Source organism: Agrobacterium sp. CFBP2214, assembly GCF_030209895.1.
Lineage (GTDB): Bacteria > Pseudomonadota > Alphaproteobacteria > Rhizobiales > Rhizobiaceae > Agrobacterium > Agrobacterium radiobacter.
Genome location: NZ_JARVRC010000011.1, coordinates 1 through 21,074 on the forward strand (window position 1 = coordinate 1; position 21,074 = coordinate 21,074).

The following is a 21,074-nucleotide window of genomic DNA, read 5'->3' on the forward strand; positions in this document are numbered from 1 at the left end:
TGGCGATCGATTATAATAACAATATCATGATATTGTTATTATAATCGATCGCCATCAATTTTCATCGCTTTTTCAGTCATTTCTCAATCAGATTCCTTCTCGTTCTCACCAATAAATAATCACACCCCATATAAAAACCTATATAAAATCATCCAGTTACAAGCGGCTCCAATTGCCTGTCCATAAAACAAGCAAAATCCGCCAATTAAACTCCCTCCCTCTGTCAGCAATGGTTCGTTTGCAATATTTTATATGTTTTCATATCACTTCAGCATAAATTATATGTTTAATGATGACTCTTCCGTGTCTCAGATCAATGGCGCGCTGTGATCAATCGTTCGCTCAAGTCTATAAGTAGTAATTAATTCCGTCATCAAAGTATAAAAATAATAATATATGTATTTGTTGGATTTGTGTCAGTAAAATATTCTAGGGCCACCACACCCACCCTTCCGGTCTTCGAATACGACAACCTGGAATGCTGCCGCTGATGACATGTCACCGCCTTCCTGCATCTCGGCATGGTCCACCAACGAAGACATAATTCCTGAAACTTCCAATTTCTAAAAGTTTCAGGAATTTTCCACGTTTGTGGCATCCGGCCTGCGGAAATCCGATCCATCGAAACATGGGCCTTTAAGCCAGCCGATTACCATTCAAGAACTTGTCGAGTTCAGCGGTCCGGGATCTGGATAACTGAACTTCCCCAGCAAACTCAGGCCAACGGTCTACGGCCGCTCTAACCTGCTCTATAACTTCCCGCGCATCCTGATCTGAAATCGAGGCCCCTCTGGAGACCGCCAGAAGGTGAGATATGCCGGGATTCCTGCCTTCCCCGGCTATTGCGGCGCTGTGCTCTCCACCTGGTCCCGAGGAAAAAGTAAGATCGTATGCGGGTGCCAGAGACCAGCGACTATTCCCGTCCATAAGAAGGGCGTGGTTCTTCGCATGGTCGTCGCGATTTCTGGCATAGACATTGAACACCATGTTTCGGAACATCTTCAGGACTTCAGTAGCGTCGCGGGTCATTATGTGAGTAAGCTTGTGCAGTTGCTCATAGTTCACACTCGCTTCACGATGGCTGGCATTCAGCAGGCCGCTTGCCGTGTGCATGTGGAGCCTGCCGGCAGGGGTCCTGTCAAAACGTTTCGTCGCAAAAAGCCGTCGTCCTTTCCTGGTCTCCAGCAGCAGGGTGTCGGCCATCGTCAGTCCTGCAGCGACGGCCATAAGCGAATAGGCTTTTTCTTCCGCACCGATCTCCCGCGGATCATCGAAACTCGGTGCCTTGACCATCCACCTCTCAAACCCCGGGTCCAACCGTTGGCCATAATCCAGAACGCACCTGTTTTCCGCCTGGTTGAAGCCGATCATAATCTTCGGCCGCGCGCCCGCAGATCCACCCTGCGCGCCCTGCAAGCTGTCAATATCAGCCACGTCCATTTCAGCCTGCACCAACTCGACCTGATCAGCGAACCAGTCGAGATCGGTGACGGCCTGAGGCTCCTGGTCATCTGGCAATTCAGGAACATATGAGAGCGCGCCCATTCCCGTTCTGCCCACTGCCGACAGACGGTCGATCGGGGTAAGCCGGGTATAGTCGATGCCCGCCCGCTGAAGCCGGCGGTCCAGCAACAGCCGACCCCAACCATCCGGCAGGCTGTCGTTGAACAGCCCGTGAAGCCCGTCAAATGGATCGCGAGGCGCCGCAATCAATCCAGTGGAGGCCATCATATGGAATGGTGAAACCAAAAGGGGCGCCGCCAGAAACTCCGCCGCGTACTCGAAATACGCCCTCCGTTCGCCGCTGCTCCAGGCAAGCGTCCCGAGCTTTCTCTCATTCCCTTCGAGCTCCAGATAAACGCTCATCTTCTGGATTGACGTGAACTTCATTTCCGGCGCACACGCTGCTTGAGAGGACGATCAATGACATCATCGATATTCTGTGGCGGCCGACCCGGGAACAGCCGTTCAAATTCCGCCTCCGCCTCAAGAGCAAAGGCAATTTTCACGAGACTCTCGAGAGAAATTTTGCCGGTTTCTTCAAATAGCCTCAGCGATCCGTAGGAAACACTCGATCTCGCAGCCAATTCGCGTTGGGTCAATCCTTGCTGGATCCGTCGGCGCTTCATTCTATCCGCCAGGTCCCGAATAACCTCTACAGGGGAAGACATTTTAAATGCCAACATATTATCACCCATGCGCCATTTTGACTCATTAATGCCAATATAATAGCACTTAAACAAATAGCAAGTTCCGCGCGTGCCCAAGGAACATGGGCGTTATGCCTTTCTGCGCATCGCCATCATCGCGCTTGCTTTCTACCCAAGGATCACAGGCCCGGAATCTTTGGTGTCAATGCAGCCAGAAAGCGTCAAAGAAAGGATGATACCGACTGCACGACCGCTCAAGCAATATGAACTGCGGCAACAACATTGCGGCGCCAGAAAGTAAAGGCAACCGGACGGCGCCAATCACCGAGGCATCGGCCTCATTGCGGCGCTTTCCGGTAGGGCACTCGAACTCGCTGTACGTCATCGACGTCGGCGTCTGAAACATCAGTTGACCATGCTGGTTGGCCATCCGTCGGAGGAGGTCGTCGAATACTACGGTGCTGACAGTCCCTTGAATGTGACGGGGGGTGCGGGAACGGGTTTTGTCGAGGATCCTTTTCGGCTTCCATATGGGTACTTTGGCAAAAGAAACCCCACGCCTGATGATGGAAGTTGGATTTGGTGTATCCAAGCCTTCGAGACGCCGCTACCACGGCGAACCGGTTATCCGATGACCGGAAACCCTGGAGAAGATCACGACAGTTCGGCCGCAGAGGGCAGTCCCGCCTGCTGTCGGCTCCAGGCAGAGGTAGACCTTCAACCAGGAAGGCGCATCAGCAATCCATGATGTCGCGTTCGTTCAACGCATCGTATTTCCGGATTTCGCCTCGCATTTTGCCGCTCCAGCGGCCGACAAACGCGACAGTGTCGGCTGCCTGCAGATGAGCACTGAGCGCCGCCTGATCGACCCAACGTTCCGATATCAGCAATCGCCCTGATAGTGGATCGACCGCGGCGGCATCATAGGTGATGCTTCCCGGACGCTTCCGTGTTGCGGATGCCAGCACATCCAGTTCTGTCATGAATTGCGCCAGATCGGCCGGATCGACGTGCATATAGCCCGTTATAATGAGCATCGGATATTCCCTCCATCAGCGCCCCGGCCGCCTGTTCGCGGCGGTCGGGCCTTGACTGGCCAACAGGTGATCAGGCGGCGACCAGCACGACCTTGCCCTGGATGCTCCCTTCAGAAGCACGACGATGCGCTGCCGATGCCTCGGCTAGCGGATAGGTACTGTCGATCACCACCCGAAGGGAGCCGGCATTAAGCAGACGGCCAGCCTCTGCCAGTTGTGCGCCGTTCGAACGCACCTGCGTCGTTGAGACGGTGATCTTTCGCCGGGCGGCTTCGTCATGGCCTGAGAAGCCCAGCGGGTTGACGAGAAACAGGGCGCCATTCGGCTTGATGCCGGGAAGAAAGCGTTCCATATTCGTGCCGCCGACGGCATCGAGCACCAGATCAACATCCTTCGCCACTGTTTCCGCAGCCGCTTTCCTGTAGTCGATGAAAATATCGGCGCGGAGTTCCTTGAGAAGCGCTTCATGCTTGCCGGAAGCAACGGCGATCACCCTTGCACCTTTCCATTTTGCGATCTGGACGGCCAGATGACCGACCCCACCTCCGGCACCGTTCACCAGCACGGTCTTGCCGTCCAGCGACACCGGTGCGTGCGGGAAGTTCTGGAAAGGGTTCGGCACATCGTGACCCGGATCGACCAGGAATTGCCACGCCGTCAGAAGCGACATCGGTGCACCGGCCGCCTGGATATGGTCGATCGCGGCAGGCTTCAGCGCCAGCTCCGATGCCGGAACACGAACATATTCGGCATAGGCGCTGCTGCCCGTCATCAGGTCTTGCGGAAACCGGACCATCGCATAGACCTCGTCGCCAATGCCAAATCCAGACACGTCATCGCCGACGGCCGCCACCACGCCGGATACGTCGGTGCCCGGAATCAGTGGGAACGCGGGACTGGGCTGCCACTCGGGCGGCAGAGCCCGATAACCGTCCCGCAGATAAAGATCCGGCGGGTTGAGGCTTGCGGCATAAACGCGGACGAGCACCTCATCCGCTGATATTGCCGGTCGGGGCGCATCCTCATACAGCAGAACCCCGGGGCCTCCGAATTCGTGCAATCGCACGGCTTTCATCATCTCAGTCATATTGCCTCGCCTGGATATCTGGTTTCCATGACCGAAGATATGACCAATGTCTTGAGTTGATAATATCGGCGTAATTCTCTTTAATAGTGCCATGACGGAACAAATTGGATTTGACAGACTGACGGGACTTATTGCCTTCGCGCGCGCCGGCTCGCTCGGAAGCTACACTGCCGCTGCGCGATCGCTATCTATCTCGCCCTCGGCAGTCAGCAAAAGCATTCAGCGGTTGGAAAAGCAGCTCGGCGTTTCGCTGTTCACGCGCACGACACGGTCCCTGACCCTGACCGCCGAAGGGCGCGACCTGCATGAGCGAGCGCTTCGGCTTCTCCACGACGCCGAGGAAATCGCGCAGGCGGCGAAAGCGGCGCGCACTGAGCCCGCTGGTACATTACGGATTGCGGCATCGTTGCCGATCGGCCTGCACGTAATAGCACCAGTGCTCCCCCGGTTTCGCAGGCTCCATCCGAAGGTTGATATAGATCTGCGTTTGAGCGACCACATGGTGGATCTGATCGATGGCGGCTTCGATATGGCAGTCCGCATCGGCGATCTGTCAGACTCGCGCCTGCTTTCACGCCGGCTCTTACCGTATAGGTTATGCTGCTACGCCTCGCCCGAATATCTTGCCGGGCGCAGCCCGCCAAACCATCCGGACCAATTGGAAGCGCACAACACCGTCAGCCTGCGCTACCAGAGTAGCGGCCAGCTATTTCGCTGGCCTTTCCGCATCCGGGACAGGGAGGTGGAGATCGTGCCGACCTCCGGCATTATCGTTGACGCGAGCGAAGCCGTGCTTGCGACGATCGCAGCGGGTGCCGGCATCGGAATGGCAACCAGTTTTATGGCCAGCGCCTGGGTGAGGCGTGGAGCGCTCGTGCCGGTTCTGGCCGATTACGCGGTGGATCGGCACAATATCACGGCGCTGTGGCCCGGGAGCCGACGGTCCAACCCGGCCGTGCGCGCCTTCCTCGACACACTGGTGGAGTTGTCGTGATCGGGCAGAAATGTCCGCTGAGGTCATCGTCCAGCGTGGATGGAGCAGCCCGAGCGGTCCTGAGATCGCCGATCTCGATGCCGACGGTGCGCGCGACGATCAGTGCCTTTTCGGGCTGGCAGCTCGGTTTGCCGGATTCAAGCTCGACGATGAAGCGTTCACCCGTTCCCGAACGGGCAGCAAGCCCGGTTTGCGTCCAGCCAAGCGCTTTGCGTCTTTCCCTGATAGCAGCGCCGAAAGCGCGCAGACCTGAACATCGTCAACCTCCATCGGATTACTTACCGTACAGGAAGATTTCCAGGAGATCAGTAGCCGCTTCCTGATCGGTAAGCTTGACTCCCTGCGGTATTAAATCATCCTGATCGGGAAATCTCGCGCCCAGGGAAGCATCCTTTGGAGTCTCCGACATGTATGGCCCGGCAACCCGTATCCCGGTTTGGATGTTCATCAGAAGACTCAACCCAATTGAGTAAACCGGGATATCTCAAAACCGCCTCGCCATCCAAAGGGAGCGACGGACCCGCCTTTGTGTGACCGGGTTTGACAAATGAATTGAACCGGACGTGGTCCACCCACCCTCATATTCCACTTCCAAAAAAATATGCAAATGATTGATAAAGTGAGAATAGCGGATCAAATTGTCGACGGCAAAACACCTCTGGCGCGGACGCGAAGCATCCTCGACAGTATGCCGGGATCACTTTCGTAAAAAACCTCCCGGTTGATTTTTGCCTCCACCTGCCAGATCACACCACATCGCAGGGAAGCAGACGACATCGGCCTGTCTCAAGGGTGGATGAGCTTTTACCAATCCAGATTCAGTCGTGGTTCTTTCCGTGCCCTGCGTCTGGTCACCTCAGGAAACATTACGGAAACTACGGCCTCTTTTCGGTCTCTCGATCTTTTCACGCTTTCCCGCAACGTTGACCAACCGCCGGAATGTCGGGCACTCCATATGCGAAGGCGCAGGGCAATCGGCCACGTGACGAAGCGTGTCGCGCAGCGCGGTCAGCTCGTGGATCTGCCGGTCGATCGCATCGGCTTTCTGATGAAGCACGTCGCGCGGAAGGTCCGGCAAACCATTCACGCCAAACATGCCGGCAATCTCGTCCAGCGAGAACCCCGCCGATTTGCCCATCGCAACCAGTTTGAGCTGTAACAACACTTCCGGCGGAAACTGCCGGCGCATACCATGCCGCGAGACCGAGGAAATCAGCCCGGCCTCCTCATAATAACGCAGCGCCGAAGGCTTGATTCCGCTTTGCGCCGCGACCTCCCCAATATCCAGCAATTTCATACTTGACCTCAAGTTGACTTGAAGTGGCAGCATGCTCCCGTACGGAACTCGAAACAAGAGGACAAGGCATTGGAACAGGTAAAATCAATTCCGTCGGGGACGCCGCAAACAGGCATTACGGCGACGCTTGCATTGGCAATGTTGCTCGCCTCGCTTGGCACCAGTATCGCCAACATCGCACTGCCGTCGCTCGCAGAGGCATTTTTCGCGCCTTTCTCGCAGGTTCAGGCAGTGGTCGTCGGCTATCTCGTCGCATTGACCTGCTCGGTGCTGATCGCTGGCCGGCTCGGCGACCGTTTCGGGCTGAAGCCCATGCTCGTCACCGGGATGGTCATTTTCGCCCTCTCCTCGCTGCTTTGCGCGATCGCCCCCACGCTGTGGCTGCTGATCGGCGCTCGCGCTGTTCAAGGTGTCGGCGCGGCTTTCCTGATGACGCTCCCGATGGCACTGATGCGCCAGACCGCAAACGAGGACCGTGTCGGGCGGGCAATGGGCCTGCTCGGCACTGTTTCGGCGCTGGGAACGGCGCTTGGCCCATCGCTCGGCGGGCTCCTGATCCCGCTGGCAGGCTGGCGCGCCATATTCTGGGTGCAGGTGCCGCTGGCGGCCCTGGCACTGATCATGGCCATATCGGTACTTCCCGCCGACACCGGCAAGGGCAGAACCATATCAGCAAGCCTGTGGTCGGTGATGAACCGCTCTCTGGTACCAAATCTCATCGTCAACATCCTCGTCGCTGCCGTTATGATGACGACACTGGTCGTCGGTCCCTTCTACCTCGGTCTCGGCCTCGCGATGACGGCGACCAAGGTCGGCCTCGTCATGATGATCGGCCCGGTCATCTCCGTCGTCAGCGGCGTACCCTCCGGCCGGCTGGTGGATACCTGGGGAAGCCACCGTGTGCTCGTGATCGGTCTCCTGCTCCTGACCACAGGCACATCGCTTCTCGCGTTCATGCCAAACATGATCGGAGTTACAGGCTATGTACTGTCCCTCATCGTACTGACGCCCGGCTATCAGCTCTTCCAGGCCGCCAACAACACAGCGGCCCTTTCGGACGTGCCCGGTAACCGGCGCGGAACGGTCTCGGGATTACTCGGCCTGTCGCGCAATATGGGGCTGATCGCCGGCGCTTCTGCCATGGGCGCCGTATTTTCCATCGCCGTCGGGACGGAGGATTTTACCAGGGCGACAACATCCGCCATCGCCACCGGAATGCGCCTCACCTTCCTGCTGTCATGCGCCATGATGGTCGTTGCCATCCTCGTTGCATTTGGATGGCCGAATACACACGGAAAGCCGTCGCCGGTGATGAAGCAAAATCCGGAAGGCTGATCACAGGTGGCGGTATGCCTCGGGCGCCTCGACCTTCCTCGTTAACATGAGGCCCGCACGCCCCGAAGCCGGCGTTGCAATCTCCGCAGCCGGCAAGAGGCGTCTGAAATGACCCATTACAATGGGCCAATTAATTGGAAAACAGTCGATATCGCTTCATTGAAATGGGTCAATATATCCGGATTACCGCCCACACGGTTTTGCCAAATAACCGTGGCTCGCAAACACAACGCAATGCTGCATGAATTTAATGAAAATATTTGCATCATTCGCTCGACCTCCTGTTCTGAGGACGGGTGAACATTTTGACCAGACTGGGCCAACTGAAACAGCACCTGATCCCAGGCAAGGTATATCGCAGATCGGACCTGGCGCGATGGATCACGCCGGTGGATCGGGATCTTCGAAAGCTGATGGACGCCGGAGAGCTGACCAAACTCTCGGGCGTCTACATCCGCCCGAAAACAACAAGCTTCGGCAACGCCCCGGCCCGTGACCATGACCTGGTTGAAACGTTTCTCAAGGACAACCCTTTCCTGTTGCTCACGCCAAACGTCTATATGCGCTCGGTGTCGGGGCTACGCGGCTTTACAACGAAACCGTTGTCTATAACAGAAAACGCCACGACCCCATCAAACTCGGCAACCGCATCTTTGATTTCCGGATGAAACCGGATTTCCCGGCTATAGTAACAACAGAGTTCCTGCTGGTCGATCTGGTCAATAATCTCAAGCGACTTGTAGCTTCATTCTGGGCGGCGAACTTTGTGCAAAAGGCCGTCGAGCGCTGCATAATCGCAGGCGAAACGATATCCGCCTTCGCAAGGAGTGGGGTTGTACGGACATTCTGCCTAGATGTCAGTCGATCTCGAAGTTCAGATCTGCCCAATAATCGAAATACGCCCTGACCTGTTTCTTGGGTTCGATTGTGCCTGTGCGCACAAGGGAAGAATATGTTCTCCCGCCGCGGGCCGAAATTTCGGCAATCAACGTTGCAAGACGCTCGCTTGATGCGGCGACGAGGAAAACATCTCGATCATCGCTCACATAAATGAGCGCGTCATTCGGCGACAGAATATACTTGTCTTCATCGACAAATCCACTCTCCAGTTTCACAGCTTCGGAAAACGAGGAGGCGGATGCGCCCTCGAGCGGTTTATCCCCGCTTGAGACGAACAATTGACGCGAGCCGAAAAATGCCTCAAAGGCTTCAAATTCGGTATCATCCAGCCAGTCTACGCCAAAGAAAATCCTGCAACCGTTCCTGCGGCAGAATTCCTTATCTATTCCATATCGATGGGATTTCATCTTCGCCTCATGTCGACGGGCCCCCGGGATATCTGTATTTTCGGAAAGGCCGTCCGTTCGGCTTGATAATATCGAGTGTTGGCCCATTGCTTTTACTTTCAGGTCGCACCGTTACGGTCCGGCCGTCAGACAGCTTGCCTATCCTAATACCATTTCCTTTATCGATCGCGTTGTCTCCCACAAGGTCGTCAAAATCCTTGTTCGCATCGTTGACGGTCCCAGGCCTGTCTCTGTTGAAATCCTTGTCACCGGGTTTCTGGGTGGAATCCGCATCCATCTCCCCGATCTTTTCCTCCTCTTTTTTCTCCTTCGCCTCCGCGCAGTCACCCGTACAGTCAGACGCATCATCGTTTTGCAACGCGTTGTCCGCGTCTTCATCCGCCTTGGACATCTGTTGACTGACGATGTAGGCGCCGCCGATGATTGTTACCGCCGCAAGAACACCATACGCCACCCAGCCAGGCGGCCCTCCCGCCAGAAGCGGCGCGCCGGCAACAAGCGTTGTCATGCGGTCACCCCGCGCTGCGAAGCTACGCTAACGGACCGTAGCAACAACCGCACTTTCTCATCCGGTGTCACTTCTCCCTTACTCATCATATAGTCGGAGACGCCCCGTTGTCGCATCAACCGACCACCCGTTATCGCCTGAAGATAGCACCAGCGTCCCAGATCCGCCTCGGAACGCACGCCAAGCGAACTTGCCTCGCGAATGTGAGCCCTTATCCAGATGTCACGCTCTTTCTCGTCCATATCTTTAAGGTGATCTGCAGCGTGACGCTCGAGATAATCGGATATCCTGCGGCGCGAGGCCTGCTCCCGCACGTCAGAAATGGATGCCATCATATCTTTCGACAGGATCAGCGGCCCACGGCGCGCCCGATCAAACGAAAACGCCCTCCTCGCGCGTTTCACTCCGCCACCCCATTCGCCACCGGGTGCGAATAATAGCTGGGTGGCAGGACCAAAAAGATTATCGAGCTGGGTTTCATCGAGTGCAGGAATAATCTGCATCATGACATTCGCATCCGCGTGCCGGAAAATGAGCGGCTCATACCCAGCGGACGTCACGCTGTCAGAGGCTGAGAGATCGGCTTCAGCTGCAGGTGAGGCCTTTCCCCCGCGCGGCAACTCACTCGAAACCTCAGGGTCCTCCCAGGTCTTCGGCACAAATATGCGGTTGAGACGGCGCAGATGCCGATAAAGCCGCTCAGGAGCGAAACCGTCTCCACCGGACCAGAACACCACAGCAGATTTCCGCTGGCTCAATACGATTATTTTCCGAAGGCGCTCCTCGACCGTTATTTTGTCACCTTCGGGCACTGGCAACATTCCATCACCTGTCGGATCACCTCCCCGCAGGGATGACACCATATGCGCGGAAAGCGCGGCCGAGCGCGCGTGCAGAACCTCTTCGGACAGATCATCCTCGACTTCATCCACCCATGACGGAGCTCCCGTAGAATAGGATATGGCGGCTTGGTAAGGGTCGACCAGCCAAGGCCCGCCGAGGACTACGTCGTAATCACCGTCCGCATAACGGTAGAGCGGTCGGTGGGCAATGTTCGCCTCTTTCAGCAGTTGCGGCAGATCGCTGTATTGCGAGCCATCCATCGCGGCGTAAACACGCTTTTGCGGATTGGCCGCGAGTTCGCAAACTGCTTTCAGCAAAGCTTGAGATGCCGTGTCCTGCCGTCTCTCGTCACTGGGGTTACGGAGCATTAAAACTATCCCCGCACCATCGGCATCGATCTCGCTGCCATATCTTTCTGGCAATCGGTGCCGCCAGCGTCTCCGATTTTACTCGAGCCGGAACCATCACCGATAAAAACATTGGAGGAGCCCGTTTGCGCCTGCCCACCACAATCGATCGCATCCCCCATGCGGCCAGCGGGCTTGCCATTGATGAAGACTGTTGCCGAGCCAGCAGCGAGCTTGCGACCATGTGAGGGTTCCGGACAAACCGGGCATCCATGGGGAACATACGCATCACCTACCCGCATTAACGGCTTGTTGTTGACGAATATATTCGGGCTACCGCCCGTCGCAAGCGTAGGCGGGAAATGGCAAGAATGGCCTGAGCCTATGTCGGAACGGCGATGGGCTGGTGGCATATCTACAATCCCCAACTGGAAGTCAGTCTGTTCAAGCAGGAAACGCCGAGTTGCCGAGCCACCCGCGACCGAGCCAGAAACCTGGAAGGATTCGCTTCCATTCTTCTAAGTAATTGCTTTAACATAATTTTCAGGCGCGCCCCTCACAACCCCCATACTGATTCAACCAATCACTTCACGAGTCCCTTCAACCCTCGTAAAATTCAAAGCACCTTCGCAAAATCAGCCTCATGCCGAACAGCAGGGCGATAAACGCAACGAAAGCACCTAATGAAAACGGGCCGAATACAATCCACGCGATCGAAAAAAGCGCTGCAAATAATGCTACGAAAACGAAGTAAGCTGTTTTTTTTCGCATCCTGATGCGTTGCATATGATTACATTTCCCAATATTTCTTGACGAGCGCTGGATCAACTTGAGTTCCGAAAACCTGTTTGTACTGCTCGTCAGTCATCTGACCGCTATGAAATCGATCAAGCAGAATATTTCGTATTTCTTCCATTTGCTGCAAGGCACTGTGATAGGCAATTGTACCGCCAACAATCACCACGACGCCTGCCACCCCGGCCGTGGCTCCTAATCTTGCCCCAAAACGCTTTTGCAAGGCCTCAATAATGGCGCTTCGGCCAACGAGTCGGTCCACACCACGTTTAGCCCCAGCCTTGACAGAACCCTTGTCAATCGCCTCCGCAATCCCGGCGCCGCCCGCTGCCATGCCGGCGCCCCATCCGGCCTTATTAAGCCAATAAACAGTGCGCTCCAGATCGGCGTAAATTTCCACGAGTTGCGCGGTGGATTTTCCGAGATTGGCGTACCATTGCGGAAACTCCTGCATCATGATGACGTTACTTCCCAACCCGCCTACGAATTCTGAATATGGGTCGAAAACCCCGCTCGTGTTGCCGAGAATTTGGTTGCCATAGTTCCTTCGCGCACTCTTATCGGCGATCGCGGGCATCGCGTAAAGGTGACTTAAAAGTGCCAATGCCAACTCCGGATTGATCTCTGTGGCCTGCGGCCGTATCTTGAAGATGGCGCAAAGATTGTTCAGCCTTTGTTTTGATCCCTGATCCATCTAGAAGCCTCAATTCAAATCAATGCGTTTCGACTTGAGCTTTATTGAGTTCTCACCAGAGATCACGATGTCCACGCCGGTGATCTCGATGTTGCCCTCTTTGTCAAACGACAGACGCGTTTTCCCGCAGAAAATTACAAATTTTTCACCCACCTGCTCAGTGCGGTATTTGCCGACAAATGATGAGGCCGAGCCAGCAACACTTAACGAATAGTTTTTTCCAACCTGAGCAAACTGGCTCTCAACGACACTTGTATTGTAGTTGGAACCGATGTGATACTGAGCGCTCTGTCGAACCGTCACATTGTGGCTTCCATCCGAGATGATCGTAAAGTCGCCTGGACTACCGCTACTCTCAAAAAGGTCAGGTCGCATCGATGCAGCGACACCCGATAAGAGGTTGGAAGAATATCCGATTTGCCGATCCATCATAGCGCTAATTCCCGATGGACCTGTATAGATAGTAAAAGTTCCAGAAACTGAAGTCACGGAGTCGCCCAGCACCTCCGAAAGCTTATTGTTGAGAACAGCGGAAGAAGAATTATTCATCGATATTTTTGATTCGTTATTATGTATTATTGTATTCATATCCCGTTGTGCGGTTATTCTTATTTCTTCCTGAAAAGCCTCGTCTTCAAAACGCAACTCATTAAAGCCCTGTCCTTTATGCGTGTTGGTTCGGAACACGCTCTTCGTCTTGTTGGCCGGCAGTTCATACGGCACCGTCTGACGTGCATTCGGCACCACCCCCGTCACCAGCGGCCGGTCGGGATCGCCATCCACGAAGGCCACCATCACTTCCATGCCGATGCGCGGAATAATCTGCCCGCCCCACGTGGAGCCCGCCCAGTTCTGCGCCACCCGCACCCAGCACGTATCCGTGCCATCCTTCTTCGCCTTGCGATCCCACGGGAACCACAGCTTGATACGGCCATACTGGTCAGGATGGATTTCTTCGCCTTCAGGGCCGGCGACGATCGCCACCTGCGTGCCTTCGATGCGCGGGCGTTTTGTTGACCGGTGCGGCGTCAGCGGCACACGGGCCGGAATTGCCTCAAAGTGATTGCGATATTCCGGCTCGTTGCCATTGGTCTCATAGGAGAGATCGACGATATTGTGGCTTGCCCTGATGATCACATGCTCTTCATAGGCGTGTTCAGGGTGGGCGACCTCGTAAGGCGTGAAGCGGCGGCCGGCCTCCAGAATGCGCGAGGTCGACGAACCGAATACCCGGTCGTGGTCGGCCTCGATCGCCTGGGTGCGCAGTTTCTGCGCCCGCTCCGCTTCTTCGACTGTCCTGATGCGGGCCGGGTATTCGTAGAGCTCGCGCTTCGTCGCATCCGGCATCTGCACCAGCGACGGCGTCATCGTACCCGGCACCATGCCCGGCGTCTCGAAATTCCAGTCCGCGCCAGCGCGCTGGCCCGGGACATAGGAGAAACGCCGTGCCCAGTCGTTGATGTGGTTGCGATCCGAAGACCCCTGCGCCAGACGCACCGTCCCCTCCCCCTGGGCGGCCGGCGACGGCCCAAGCCAGCCACTGGCGCTATCGGCCACATGCAGCTTGTGGGAACCATCCTCATGGCTGAACCAGTAGAACAGGCCGTCCTCTTCAAAGCGGCGCAAAAGATAGTCGAGGTCGGTCTCGTTAAACTGGACGCTGTAGTGCTGTGCAGGCGGCGGCGAAATGATGCCCGACGTATCTGGTGCGGGAATGCCGTGTTCGGAAAACAGCGTCTCGACGACCTCGACCGCCGTCTTGTCCATCCAGATACGGCAATCCGACCGGCGCGACAGAAGCCACATTTGCGGGCGGATGGTCAGCGCATAAGAGCGCATCCCGCGTGTGATCGGCGGACCCTCATGCAGCTCCGTCACCAGGCCGTTGAACGGGCGACGGATGCCGCTGCCCTCTTCGCCATCGCCCTGTTGCACCTCGACCGAAACATCGACCAGCCGCCCGATCAGTTCCTCTGGCTTGACCGCTTCCTTCTTGGCCCGCACCGTCAGGCGAATATCGAAGAGTTGCGATACGCCTTCCTCGACCGTCAGACGCTCCGGAAGAAGCTGATCCTCGCCCAAAGGCGACTTGACCTTGAGCACACGACTCGCCTGAATGAAGTCAGAGGATGAGGGCTGGTCATTCATTGCGAACCTCGATAGCAGAGCTCAAAAAATCAATCAGCTGTCAAAATCTCGACAGAATGCAATCAAACATTGTGGCGAAACCAAGGATTCAACATGAATTCTACAACCTGGATACGCCAAATATCCATCTATGAAATCTGACAGGCCGGGGCACGGAGTGACCATCGAAAGAAATCCGAGACATACAAAACACGATGCCGGTACCTACGGCCTTAGCCGCGAAGAAGCAGCCGGGGCTCGCCACGGCTCCGGCTGGTGGGTCAGTATCAGGCGGCGGGGCCACCGGATTGTCAGGCTGTTCAAGGACAGCATCTACGGTTCCGGCGATGCCGCCTACCGTCAGGCACGCGCCTACCGCGACGCCATCATTCTTGCCATTCCGCCCGCCACCAACATCGAGCAGGCCGTGCTTCTGCGCAAGAACAACCGAAGCGGCATCTCCGGCGTCAGGCGTGTTGAGACAGCCGAAGGCGATGTGTGGCAGGCAACCTTAATGACCAGGGAGGGGCAGAAACGCGAGAACTTCTCCGTCGCCAAACTGGGCGAAGAGGCGGCAAAGTCGATGGCGATCACGCAACGGCGCAAATGGCTGAGGGCCCTGCCGGTGACACATCTTGCCTATGCGCATCACGCTGCGGAAGTGGCGCGCGCGCAGTTCGCCGACGAGCTTGCGCCGGCGGATGATGTTTTGCCCGGGGAGCGCCGGGCCGATGCTGACATCAAGGCGCGTATCAAGGAAATTAACGACCGGTTTGATGCAGCGCGGCCGAAGCGACTGCGGGTTCGGGTAAAAAGCTATTCAACGGACAGGGTATCCATCGCGGTTTCCGATGCAGAAAGCCCCGCGCGGAAAAAACTCATGCATCTCAACAGGCGGGGCAAGACAGGGACCGAAATCATAGACGCGATCAACAGAAGCGTCCGGGAAACCGTAACGGCAATTCATGATGAGAAGACCGCGTGCTGGTTCAGTTCCACCTATGGCAACAAACTGCTCAATCCGCAGACATTCAACATTGATGAGGGTTTCAACGTGCTTGTTATCGTGCCCCGGGAATAGTGCATCTCATCGACTTGAGCTGATATTAATGACGACGGACGTGCCGACCTGAACAAAGGAATAATCCACCGCGCCCCGCTTCCACAGTGCGGTTACGCTATTTATCGCATCATTCTTGTCGAGATTGTCTGGTGCTCCAAGCCGCTCCGATAATGCATCCATGAAACCGGCAGGCCTTGGCGTGGTAAACGCGCATGCCTTGTGTCCATCAGGACCAGCGGCAATCCAGAACGACAATAACTCCACTCCGCCCTCCCTCTTATGTCGCCAACCCACGAGATCAACAGAACCGCCATTAAAACCGACGAAGTTGCGACGCCACTCCTCAACGTCGGCATTGGACAGACGCTGCCAGTCGAGTTTGTCGCCGTTCACCATCGCTTCTTGCACAGTGGACGCTTCACAGATGTCGAGAAGGCGGTCGACCATCGTATCCGCCGGCGTGGCCGCGGCTTCCCCGAAGCTCAAAAATGCGGCAAAGCAGCTGATTGTCGATACCTTGAGGTACCGACGTCGGAACGTGCACGCTCCGTTTTTCATATCGTCACTCCGTTTTGGTCTCACCGCCATTTTGTTACGGTAGACAACCTCCACGCCAAACGATCCCCCGGGAGGTCGCAGACTGATCGACGTTCGCTTTCCGGCAATCTCCGCGCCGATAATCTCATTTTGCACAAGCGGAACGCAACCCCGGATTTCTGCACTCAGCACTCAGCCATCGACCGTCCAAAAAAAGGGCCAGCATGATGCACGCCTCATATTTTACTTCCGGAAAACCAACCAAAGCTATGATAGAAATAGGAATAATTAAGAGATAACGATAAAAAACCTCACGTCTGTATCCACGCGCCGTGATGCATCGGCATCACAGCCTGGCGTCAACTTCGGGGCCTGAAGCTTACCTCGAAGGTCTTCCATTGACGCCCGTCAGCCGACCCGGCACCCTCGTCCCATGACCCTGACCAACAGTTTCATTGCCGAGCTCATCCGCGACGCCAACAGGCTTGATCGCCTCGACGGCTGGCAGAAGCGGTGTATGCTCGAACGGGCCGTCACAACAATCCGCGACATGCGCGAAACAATCGGCATCCCATCCGGCCCCGGCCGTGACAGTCTCCTCGACATCCACACCGTCGCCCTGTCAATCGAACGCGGATGGCGCAGCGATGAAGAGATCCGGAACGCCCTGCTGCAGGCAGCCGCCATGATACGCGACCTGCATATCGTCCTCGACAGCAAAACCGAAATCAGCCTCGTCAAACCTGCCGGTTGAGGGGCGGCGCCATCGTCGGACGGCCAAATGCCAGATCATACCGGCAACATTCAGCCCGCAAATATTAGGATTTTATTAACCATGCGGAGCCACCCTTCCGTCTCAGCAACGATGGAGGTTGGCTATGGCTTACGACTGGAATCGCAATGAACGCGACGGCAGGTTGGATGAACTGGCGGCAGCTCTGATATTCTTCACCGTCGTCACCCTGCTTCTGGCATCCGCCTGTCTGGTGACAAGCCTTGCCGCATAGGCAGGGCGTGGCGTGCTTCGCTGGCTGACCATCACAGGGCGCTGAAGGCCCGGCGACGATACTGTGTCACCACAGACCGCTGCCGCGCCTGCCGGGCCTGCGTCACGCCGCTCACACGGCAATCCTGTCCCTTTCCTCCTGAAACCGCCTCTCGCGCGTCTTCGGCCGCAGCAGGCGGATACGCGACTGCGGCTCGATCACAGACCAGTGCGGCTGGATCAGCTCACGCAGCATCTTGCGCAGTTCCGGCCATGGGGTCTCTTCGTTGCGAAGCTCCGGATCATACATCACCAGCATGCAGTGAAGCTTGGCGGCAATGTCGTGGATGTAATAGGGTTGCAGCGAAATCAGCACACGCCCGGCAATACCCTCGAACCGGGCAAGGTCCTGCGCCTTCGCAAGACTGGCGCTGTAACCGATGCGACGGTCAGCCGCATTCCATGCCCGTCTCAGTCTCAGCAACTCCAGACGCGCGCTCTCTGCGGCTTCAGCACCAATCCGCGGCGCAAGTTCCCTGATCTCCTCGAAAGAGGACACCGTCCCTGCCGATGGACCACCATCGTCAACTGCAATCACGACAGCAGGACGACCGCCGGTCTCTTCGAGCAGTCGCGCCTCAAGTTCCCGGCATTCCCGCTCGGCGGCAAGCCGCTGCTGATACATGTCATACCAGTCCGGCCACAGCTCCTTGGCATGGACCGGTCCGGCAATCGTGCGCGAGGGAAGATCGTTGAGCAGCATCGGCAGGATCCGTGCGGCCAGCGGCAAAAGATTGCGCCGGTTGATCACGCTTGGCAGGTTGTCGACAAACGTCTCGTTGGGGAATGCATTTGCGCACGAAATTTTAGGTAAAGTTCTGCTATTCTCAGAATCAGCCATGATCCAAGCTCCTGATAGCTAGATTGTGGTCAGGTCGAGTCAGGCGGTAGGACGCCTGATTCGGCCGCCTGCATAACGCAGACATCTGATAGTAACTGGAATTGGTAGCGAAGCAATATTTTTCGCTAAATTATGGCGATTTTCATGTTTTCTGTTCAAGTGAGGATGGCGCGTGCCGCTTTAGGATGGGGAATTGTCGAACTTGCGGAACATGCGGGAATATCGACAAACACCCTGGTCCGCCTAGAAAAAGGTGAGGACCTCAAGGAATCAACGATCGAGAATATACGCTTTGTTTTAGAACAAGCCGGCGTGAAGTTCGTAGACAACGACGTCACGTTTGGTGTTCTCGTCAACAAAGACAATTACATTCCGTTGCCGTAAATCGCCTACACATATAACGGCGAGTTACGGTACCGAGCGAGCATCTTCGCTAAAGAGCGAAATTGCACCTGATCCTTTCCCAAAAATTGCGCCATATCAGACTTTCGAGCGCAGCTCTTTATCACGCGAACAGCGAGATCGGCAGCAGGCGGTTGACGATCGATCCGGTGGAATGAAGGATTGCGCAATGACCATTCATAACAACCTTTCCGGCCACATACTCCTTCTCTCCGGCCATCCCGGCTCCGGCAAGTCCACAATCGCCGAAACGCTTGCACGCCTGCCCGGCCTGCCAAAGGTGCATTTCCACAGCGATGATCTGTGGGGTTACATCAAGCATGGCCGCATCGATCCCTGGCTTCCGGAGTCCGATCATCAGAACCGGATGATCATGCAGATCGCCGCCGACGTTGCCGGTCGCTACGCCGACGGAGGTTATTTCGTCATCCTCGATGGCGTCGTGCGACCGGACTGGCTGCCGGCCTTCATGGCGCTTTCGCGCCCGCTGCATTACATCGTGCTGCGCACGACAGTGACAGAGGCGATCGAACGCTGTCAGGCACGCGGTGGCGACAGCCTCGGCGATCCGCTTGTCGTCGCCGATCTTCATGCGCAGTTTGCCGATCTGGGCGTCTTTGAACATCACGTCCTGTCAGTATCGAACGAGGACAAACAGGCTGCCCTGCACTCGGTCATCAATGCGCTGCAATCGACGCGTTTCCGTCTGGATGCATCGATCGATGGCGACCGATAACGCAGAAATGGGTGAAACACGCGTGTCTGCACCGACAATCTACCTCCTCCGTCACGGCGAAACTGTCCGGAACTGCCTTGGCCGGTTTCAGGGGCAGTGCCCTGACGACCGGTTGCCATGGCAAATGGAAGCGGTTATAAGGATTTTTGAATTTCCTTATAACGACTGTGCCGATTTATCGCGATCCCGGTTATAAGGAAAAAAACAAAACCTTATAATGACACACGTCGCCGCAAGGATCGCATGTCTTGAAACAGATTGACCTCGCATACAGGACAATGTTCGCGGAACTGGCGCAGCGATCGTTCGATGGGCAGTTCTCCACCGACTTCCCTCATAATGGACGGTTCGTGAACGTCCCCGTTAAAGGCAAGGGTTACTGGTACTTCGAGTATCCGACCCCCGATGGTGACAAGCGGCGCTATGTAGGGCCGGAAGCAGACGCGGAAATAACCGCGAGGGTACACGCCCACAGGGAAGTCAAAGACGACCTCAGAGAGCGGCGTCGGCTCGTTAACGCCCTTACACGAACTGGTGGCATGGCGGCGCCTGAACGTTTTGCCGGCGAAGTAACGAAAGCTCTTGCAGATGCCGGATTGTTTCGCCTTCGAGCGCTTATCATAGGCTCGGTTGCGTTCAGCTGCTATTCAGGGCTGCTCGGGGTTCGCCTTCCAAATGCCGCGCTCCAGACGGGCGACGCCGACTACGCCCAGGATTTTGCAATAAGCTCAGAGATTGGGGACAGCCTGCCACCAATCCTGGACGTCTTGCATACCGTCGATCCGTCCTTCAGAGCGGTACCACATCAGGCGGACAAGGCGCGTGTGGTCGCCTTCGTGAACTCGGACAACTATCGCGTGGAGTTCCTGACGGGGAACCGCGGGTCGAACGACCATACGGGCAAGCCGTCACCCATGCCTGCTCTCGGCGGTGCGTCGGCGGAAAACCTTCGCTTCCTGGACTATCTGATCTACGAACCCGTGAGAACGGTGCTGCTGTATAGAGAGGGCGTGAGCGTCAATGTTCCCGCTCCCGAGCGCTATGCCATTCACAAGTTGATTGTCGCGTCCCGCAGGCGCAACGATGCCCTGGGCAGGGCAAAGCGTGACAAGGATCTTCAACAGGCATTCCTGTTGTCAGAGGCACTGGTGGAAACCCGGCAAGGATATTCACTGGCCGACGCCTGGAACGAGGCGTGGGAACGCGGTCCCGCATGGCAGGAAGCGATCACTTCAGGACTCGCCATAATGCCTGAGAAAGCCAGGTTGCCCTTGGCCGTCGCGCTCGGCGTTTCCGCCGCTGATCTGGGCAAAAGATGATGGCAACCCCGGTGCAGATGCCCGAACTTCCCGTTCCGCAGGACGGGTTCTATCGACTTCATAGCGGCAGTTGCAAACTCGTCACCGGTTGACCATCCAAAACTGCACCTGTTCAGTAGCGGACCGTTATTCCGCCGGCAAAACGGACTGCGAACCTCGCACAAAACGGCTGCCGCGGCGCTGACGCCGAAACCGGTTTGACCTTTGATCGACACGGAGAAACCCATGCCGAAACTTCAGGACATCTATCTGGCTTACCTCGACTGCCTCAACCGTCAGGCCTTCGATGAACTCGGCACCTTCGTCGACGATACAGTCGAACACAACGGCCGACCATTCGGCCTGTCGGGCTATCGCGACATGCTGGTCCAGGATTTTGCGGACATTCCCGACCTGCGGTTTGAAGCAGATATCCTTGTCAGCGACGCGAACAGGATTGCTGCCCGGCTTTCGTTCGATTGCACGCCCAAGGCCACCTTCATGGGTCTCCCGGTCAATGGCAGGAAGGTTCAGTTCTGCGAGCACGTTTTCTACGAGTTCGGGCACAACAAAATCCGCAGGGTCTGGTCGGTGATCGACAAGGCCGCGATTGAACGCCAGCTCGGCTGAC

23 protein-coding genes and 2 pseudogenes are annotated in these 21,074 nt (G+C 56.4%); 11 read left to right on the forward strand and 14 right to left on the reverse strand.

Annotation, left to right across the window (positions count from 1 at the left end):
• Positions 1 to 636: 636 nt before the first annotated feature.
• Together QRN60_RS22795 and QRN60_RS22800 are read right to left on the reverse strand one after the other, a co-directional pair.
• Complete coding sequence (locus QRN60_RS22795) at positions 637 to 1,890, reverse strand: type II toxin-antitoxin system HipA family toxin (protein ID WP_112951263.1); 1,254 nt, start codon at positions 1,888 to 1,890, stop codon at positions 637 to 639.
• Positions 1,887 to 2,198, reverse strand: a complete 312-nt coding sequence (locus QRN60_RS22800) for a helix-turn-helix domain-containing protein (RefSeq protein WP_245369122.1) — start codon at positions 2,196 to 2,198, stop codon at positions 1,887 to 1,889. Before QRN60_RS22800 ends, QRN60_RS22795 begins: the two co-directional genes overlap by 4 nt.
• 334 nt (positions 2,199 to 2,532) lie before the next feature.
• Here QRN60_RS22800 and QRN60_RS22805 point away from each other — a divergent pair.
• A pseudogene (locus tag QRN60_RS22805) lies at positions 2,533 to 2,785 on the forward strand (hypothetical protein); the annotation flags it as partial.
• Positions 2,786 to 2,884: 99 nt separating this feature from the next.
• On the opposite strand, the gene QRN60_RS22810 reads toward QRN60_RS22805, so the two are convergent.
• Together QRN60_RS22810 and QRN60_RS22815 are read right to left on the reverse strand one after the other, a co-directional pair.
• Complete coding sequence (locus QRN60_RS22810; protein WP_129565261.1) at positions 2,885 to 3,187, reverse strand: putative quinol monooxygenase; 303 nt, start codon at positions 3,185 to 3,187, stop codon at positions 2,885 to 2,887.
• A 70-nt stretch (positions 3,188 to 3,257) separates the two neighbouring features.
• Positions 3,258 to 4,274 (reverse strand): NADP-dependent oxidoreductase, encoded by a 1,017-nt coding sequence (locus QRN60_RS22815; protein ID WP_129565262.1) that lies wholly within the window; start codon positions 4,272 to 4,274, stop codon positions 3,258 to 3,260.
• Between the two features lie 91 nt (positions 4,275 to 4,365).
• Here QRN60_RS22815 and QRN60_RS22820 point away from each other — a divergent pair, with 91 nt between their 5' ends.
• The gene (locus QRN60_RS22820; RefSeq protein WP_129565263.1) at positions 4,366 to 5,268 is read left to right on the forward strand and encodes a LysR family transcriptional regulator; all 903 of its coding nucleotides are present in this window, start codon (positions 4,366 to 4,368) and stop codon (positions 5,266 to 5,268) included.
• A 19-nt stretch (positions 5,269 to 5,287) separates the two neighbouring features.
• Here the strand turns inward: QRN60_RS22820 and QRN60_RS22825 are convergent.
• Together QRN60_RS22825 and QRN60_RS22830 are read right to left on the reverse strand one after the other, a co-directional pair.
• Positions 5,288 to 5,525, reverse strand: a pseudogene (locus QRN60_RS22825) (helix-turn-helix domain-containing protein); the annotation flags it as partial.
• 599 nt (positions 5,526 to 6,124) lie between these two features.
• Complete coding sequence (locus QRN60_RS22830) at positions 6,125 to 6,565, reverse strand: helix-turn-helix domain-containing protein (RefSeq protein WP_129565264.1); 441 nt, start codon at positions 6,563 to 6,565, stop codon at positions 6,125 to 6,127.
• 69 nt (positions 6,566 to 6,634) lie between these two features.
• On the opposite strand from QRN60_RS22830, the gene QRN60_RS22835 reads away from it, so the two are divergent.
• Both QRN60_RS22835 and QRN60_RS22840 read left to right on the forward strand, forming a co-directional pair.
• Positions 6,635 to 7,900, forward strand: coding sequence for an MFS transporter (locus QRN60_RS22835; protein ID WP_502871956.1), 1,266 nt, complete (start codon positions 6,635 to 6,637; stop codon positions 7,898 to 7,900).
• 296 nt (positions 7,901 to 8,196) lie between these two features.
• The gene (locus QRN60_RS22840) at positions 8,197 to 8,568 is read left to right on the forward strand and encodes a hypothetical protein (protein WP_217003796.1); all 372 of its coding nucleotides are present in this window, start codon (positions 8,197 to 8,199) and stop codon (positions 8,566 to 8,568) included.
• Positions 8,569 to 8,757: 189 nt separating this feature from the next.
• Here the strand turns inward: QRN60_RS22840 and QRN60_RS22845 are convergent, their stop codons facing one another.
• The 6 genes from QRN60_RS22845 to tssI form a co-directional block, all read right to left on the reverse strand.
• Positions 8,758 to 9,207, reverse strand: coding sequence for a hypothetical protein (locus QRN60_RS22845; protein WP_112207605.1), 450 nt, complete (start codon positions 9,205 to 9,207; stop codon positions 8,758 to 8,760).
• 7 nt (positions 9,208 to 9,214) lie between these two features.
• Positions 9,215 to 9,715, reverse strand: coding sequence for a hypothetical protein (locus QRN60_RS22850; protein WP_112346410.1), 501 nt, complete (start codon positions 9,713 to 9,715; stop codon positions 9,215 to 9,217).
• Positions 9,712 to 10,980, reverse strand: a complete 1,269-nt coding sequence (locus QRN60_RS22855; RefSeq protein WP_129565267.1) for a hypothetical protein — start codon at positions 10,978 to 10,980, stop codon at positions 9,712 to 9,714. The genes QRN60_RS22850 and QRN60_RS22855 overlap by 4 nt, the downstream gene beginning before the upstream one ends.
• A complete protein-coding gene (locus tag QRN60_RS22860) occupies positions 10,932 to 11,318 on the reverse strand; it encodes a PAAR domain-containing protein (protein WP_112207611.1) in 387 nt (128 codons plus the stop codon). Before QRN60_RS22860 ends, QRN60_RS22855 begins: the two co-directional genes overlap by 49 nt.
• Before the next feature lie 377 nt (positions 11,319 to 11,695).
• Positions 11,696 to 12,394, reverse strand: coding sequence for a hypothetical protein (locus QRN60_RS22865; protein ID WP_112495162.1), 699 nt, complete (start codon positions 12,392 to 12,394; stop codon positions 11,696 to 11,698).
• A gap of 9 nt (positions 12,395 to 12,403) precedes the next feature.
• The gene (gene tssI, locus QRN60_RS22870; RefSeq protein ID WP_129565270.1) at positions 12,404 to 14,542 is read right to left on the reverse strand and encodes a type VI secretion system tip protein TssI/VgrG; all 2,139 of its coding nucleotides are present in this window, start codon (positions 14,540 to 14,542) and stop codon (positions 12,404 to 12,406) included.
• 157 nt (positions 14,543 to 14,699) lie between these two features.
• On the opposite strand from tssI, the gene QRN60_RS22875 reads away from it, so the two are divergent.
• Positions 14,700 to 15,602, forward strand: coding sequence for a hypothetical protein (locus QRN60_RS22875; protein WP_244555392.1), 903 nt, complete (start codon positions 14,700 to 14,702; stop codon positions 15,600 to 15,602).
• A gap of 6 nt (positions 15,603 to 15,608) precedes the next feature.
• On the opposite strand, the gene QRN60_RS22880 is transcribed toward QRN60_RS22875, so the two are convergent.
• Complete coding sequence (locus tag QRN60_RS22880) at positions 15,609 to 16,142, reverse strand: hypothetical protein (protein WP_129565154.1); 534 nt, start codon at positions 16,140 to 16,142, stop codon at positions 15,609 to 15,611.
• A 412-nt stretch (positions 16,143 to 16,554) separates the two neighbouring features.
• Here QRN60_RS22880 and QRN60_RS22885 point away from each other — a divergent pair, with 412 nt between their 5' ends.
• On the forward strand, positions 16,555 to 16,875 hold the full coding sequence (locus QRN60_RS22885; RefSeq protein ID WP_112208277.1) for a hypothetical protein: 321 nt from the start codon (positions 16,555 to 16,557) through the stop codon (positions 16,873 to 16,875).
• Between the two features lie 124 nt (positions 16,876 to 16,999).
• A complete protein-coding gene (locus QRN60_RS22890; protein ID WP_272872469.1) occupies positions 17,000 to 17,128 on the forward strand; it encodes a hypothetical protein in 129 nt (42 codons plus the stop codon).
• A gap of 111 nt (positions 17,129 to 17,239) precedes the next feature.
• Here QRN60_RS22890 and QRN60_RS22895 read toward each other — a convergent pair whose 3' ends face one another.
• Complete coding sequence (locus QRN60_RS22895) at positions 17,240 to 18,007, reverse strand: hypothetical protein (protein WP_129565153.1); 768 nt, start codon at positions 18,005 to 18,007, stop codon at positions 17,240 to 17,242.
• 144 nt (positions 18,008 to 18,151) lie between these two features.
• On the opposite strand from QRN60_RS22895, the gene QRN60_RS22900 reads away from it, so the two are divergent.
• From QRN60_RS22900 to QRN60_RS22915, 4 genes are all read left to right on the forward strand, one after another.
• Entirely contained in the window at positions 18,152 to 18,391 is a 240-nt protein-coding gene (locus QRN60_RS22900) for a helix-turn-helix domain-containing protein (protein WP_165000616.1), read from the forward strand.
• A 187-nt stretch (positions 18,392 to 18,578) separates the two neighbouring features.
• Positions 18,579 to 19,145 (forward strand): P-loop nucleotide/nucleoside kinase family protein, encoded by a 567-nt coding sequence (locus QRN60_RS22905; protein WP_129565152.1) that lies wholly within the window; start codon positions 18,579 to 18,581, stop codon positions 19,143 to 19,145.
• A 248-nt stretch (positions 19,146 to 19,393) separates the two neighbouring features.
• Positions 19,394 to 20,464 (forward strand): nucleotidyltransferase family protein, encoded by a 1,071-nt coding sequence (locus QRN60_RS22910; protein WP_129565151.1) that lies wholly within the window; start codon positions 19,394 to 19,396, stop codon positions 20,462 to 20,464.
• A gap of 225 nt (positions 20,465 to 20,689) precedes the next feature.
• Positions 20,690 to 21,073 (forward strand): ester cyclase, encoded by a 384-nt coding sequence (locus tag QRN60_RS22915; protein ID WP_129566955.1) that lies wholly within the window; start codon positions 20,690 to 20,692, stop codon positions 21,071 to 21,073.
• The last annotated feature ends 1 nt before the right edge of the window (position 21,074 follow it).

Excerpts from the sequence above, each read along its gene's own strand:
- QRN60_RS22795 (WP_112951263.1), bottom strand. The coding sequence starts at position 1,890 with ATGAAGTTCACGTCAATCCAGAAGATGAGCGTTTATCTGGAGCTCGAA.
- QRN60_RS22800 (WP_245369122.1), bottom strand. The coding sequence starts at position 2,198 with ATGGGTGATAATATGTTGGCATTTAAAATGTCTTCCCCTGTAGAGGTT.
- QRN60_RS22810 (WP_129565261.1), bottom strand. The coding sequence starts at position 3,187 with ATGCTCATTATAACGGGCTATATGCACGTCGATCCGGCCGATCTGGCG.
- QRN60_RS22815 (WP_129565262.1), bottom strand. The coding sequence starts at position 4,274 with ATGACTGAGATGATGAAAGCCGTGCGATTGCACGAATTCGGAGGCCCC.
- QRN60_RS22820 (WP_129565263.1), top strand. The coding sequence starts at position 4,366 with ATGACGGAACAAATTGGATTTGACAGACTGACGGGACTTATTGCCTTC.
- QRN60_RS22830 (WP_129565264.1), bottom strand. The coding sequence starts at position 6,565 with ATGAAATTGCTGGATATTGGGGAGGTCGCGGCGCAAAGCGGAATCAAG.
- QRN60_RS22845 (WP_112207605.1), bottom strand. The coding sequence starts at position 9,207 with ATGAAATCCCATCGATATGGAATAGATAAGGAATTCTGCCGCAGGAAC.
- QRN60_RS22850 (WP_112346410.1), bottom strand. The coding sequence starts at position 9,715 with ATGACAACGCTTGTTGCCGGCGCGCCGCTTCTGGCGGGAGGGCCGCCT.
- QRN60_RS22860 (WP_112207611.1), bottom strand. The coding sequence starts at position 11,318 with ATGCCACCAGCCCATCGCCGTTCCGACATAGGCTCAGGCCATTCTTGC.
- QRN60_RS22865 (WP_112495162.1), bottom strand. The coding sequence starts at position 12,394 with ATGGATCAGGGATCAAAACAAAGGCTGAACAATCTTTGCGCCATCTTC.
- tssI (WP_129565270.1), bottom strand. The coding sequence starts at position 14,542 with ATGAATGACCAGCCCTCATCCTCTGACTTCATTCAGGCGAGTCGTGTG.
- QRN60_RS22880 (WP_129565154.1), bottom strand. The coding sequence starts at position 16,142 with ATGAAAAACGGAGCGTGCACGTTCCGACGTCGGTACCTCAAGGTATCG.
- QRN60_RS22885 (WP_112208277.1), top strand. The coding sequence starts at position 16,555 with ATGACCCTGACCAACAGTTTCATTGCCGAGCTCATCCGCGACGCCAAC.
- QRN60_RS22890 (WP_272872469.1), top strand. The coding sequence starts at position 17,000 with ATGGCTTACGACTGGAATCGCAATGAACGCGACGGCAGGTTGGATGAA.
- QRN60_RS22895 (WP_129565153.1), bottom strand. The coding sequence starts at position 18,007 with ATGGCTGATTCTGAGAATAGCAGAACTTTACCTAAAATTTCGTGCGCA.
- QRN60_RS22900 (WP_165000616.1), top strand. The coding sequence starts at position 18,152 with ATGTTTTCTGTTCAAGTGAGGATGGCGCGTGCCGCTTTAGGATGGGGA.
- QRN60_RS22905 (WP_129565152.1), top strand. The coding sequence starts at position 18,579 with ATGACCATTCATAACAACCTTTCCGGCCACATACTCCTTCTCTCCGGC.
- QRN60_RS22915 (WP_129566955.1), top strand. The coding sequence starts at position 20,690 with ATGCCGAAACTTCAGGACATCTATCTGGCTTACCTCGACTGCCTCAAC.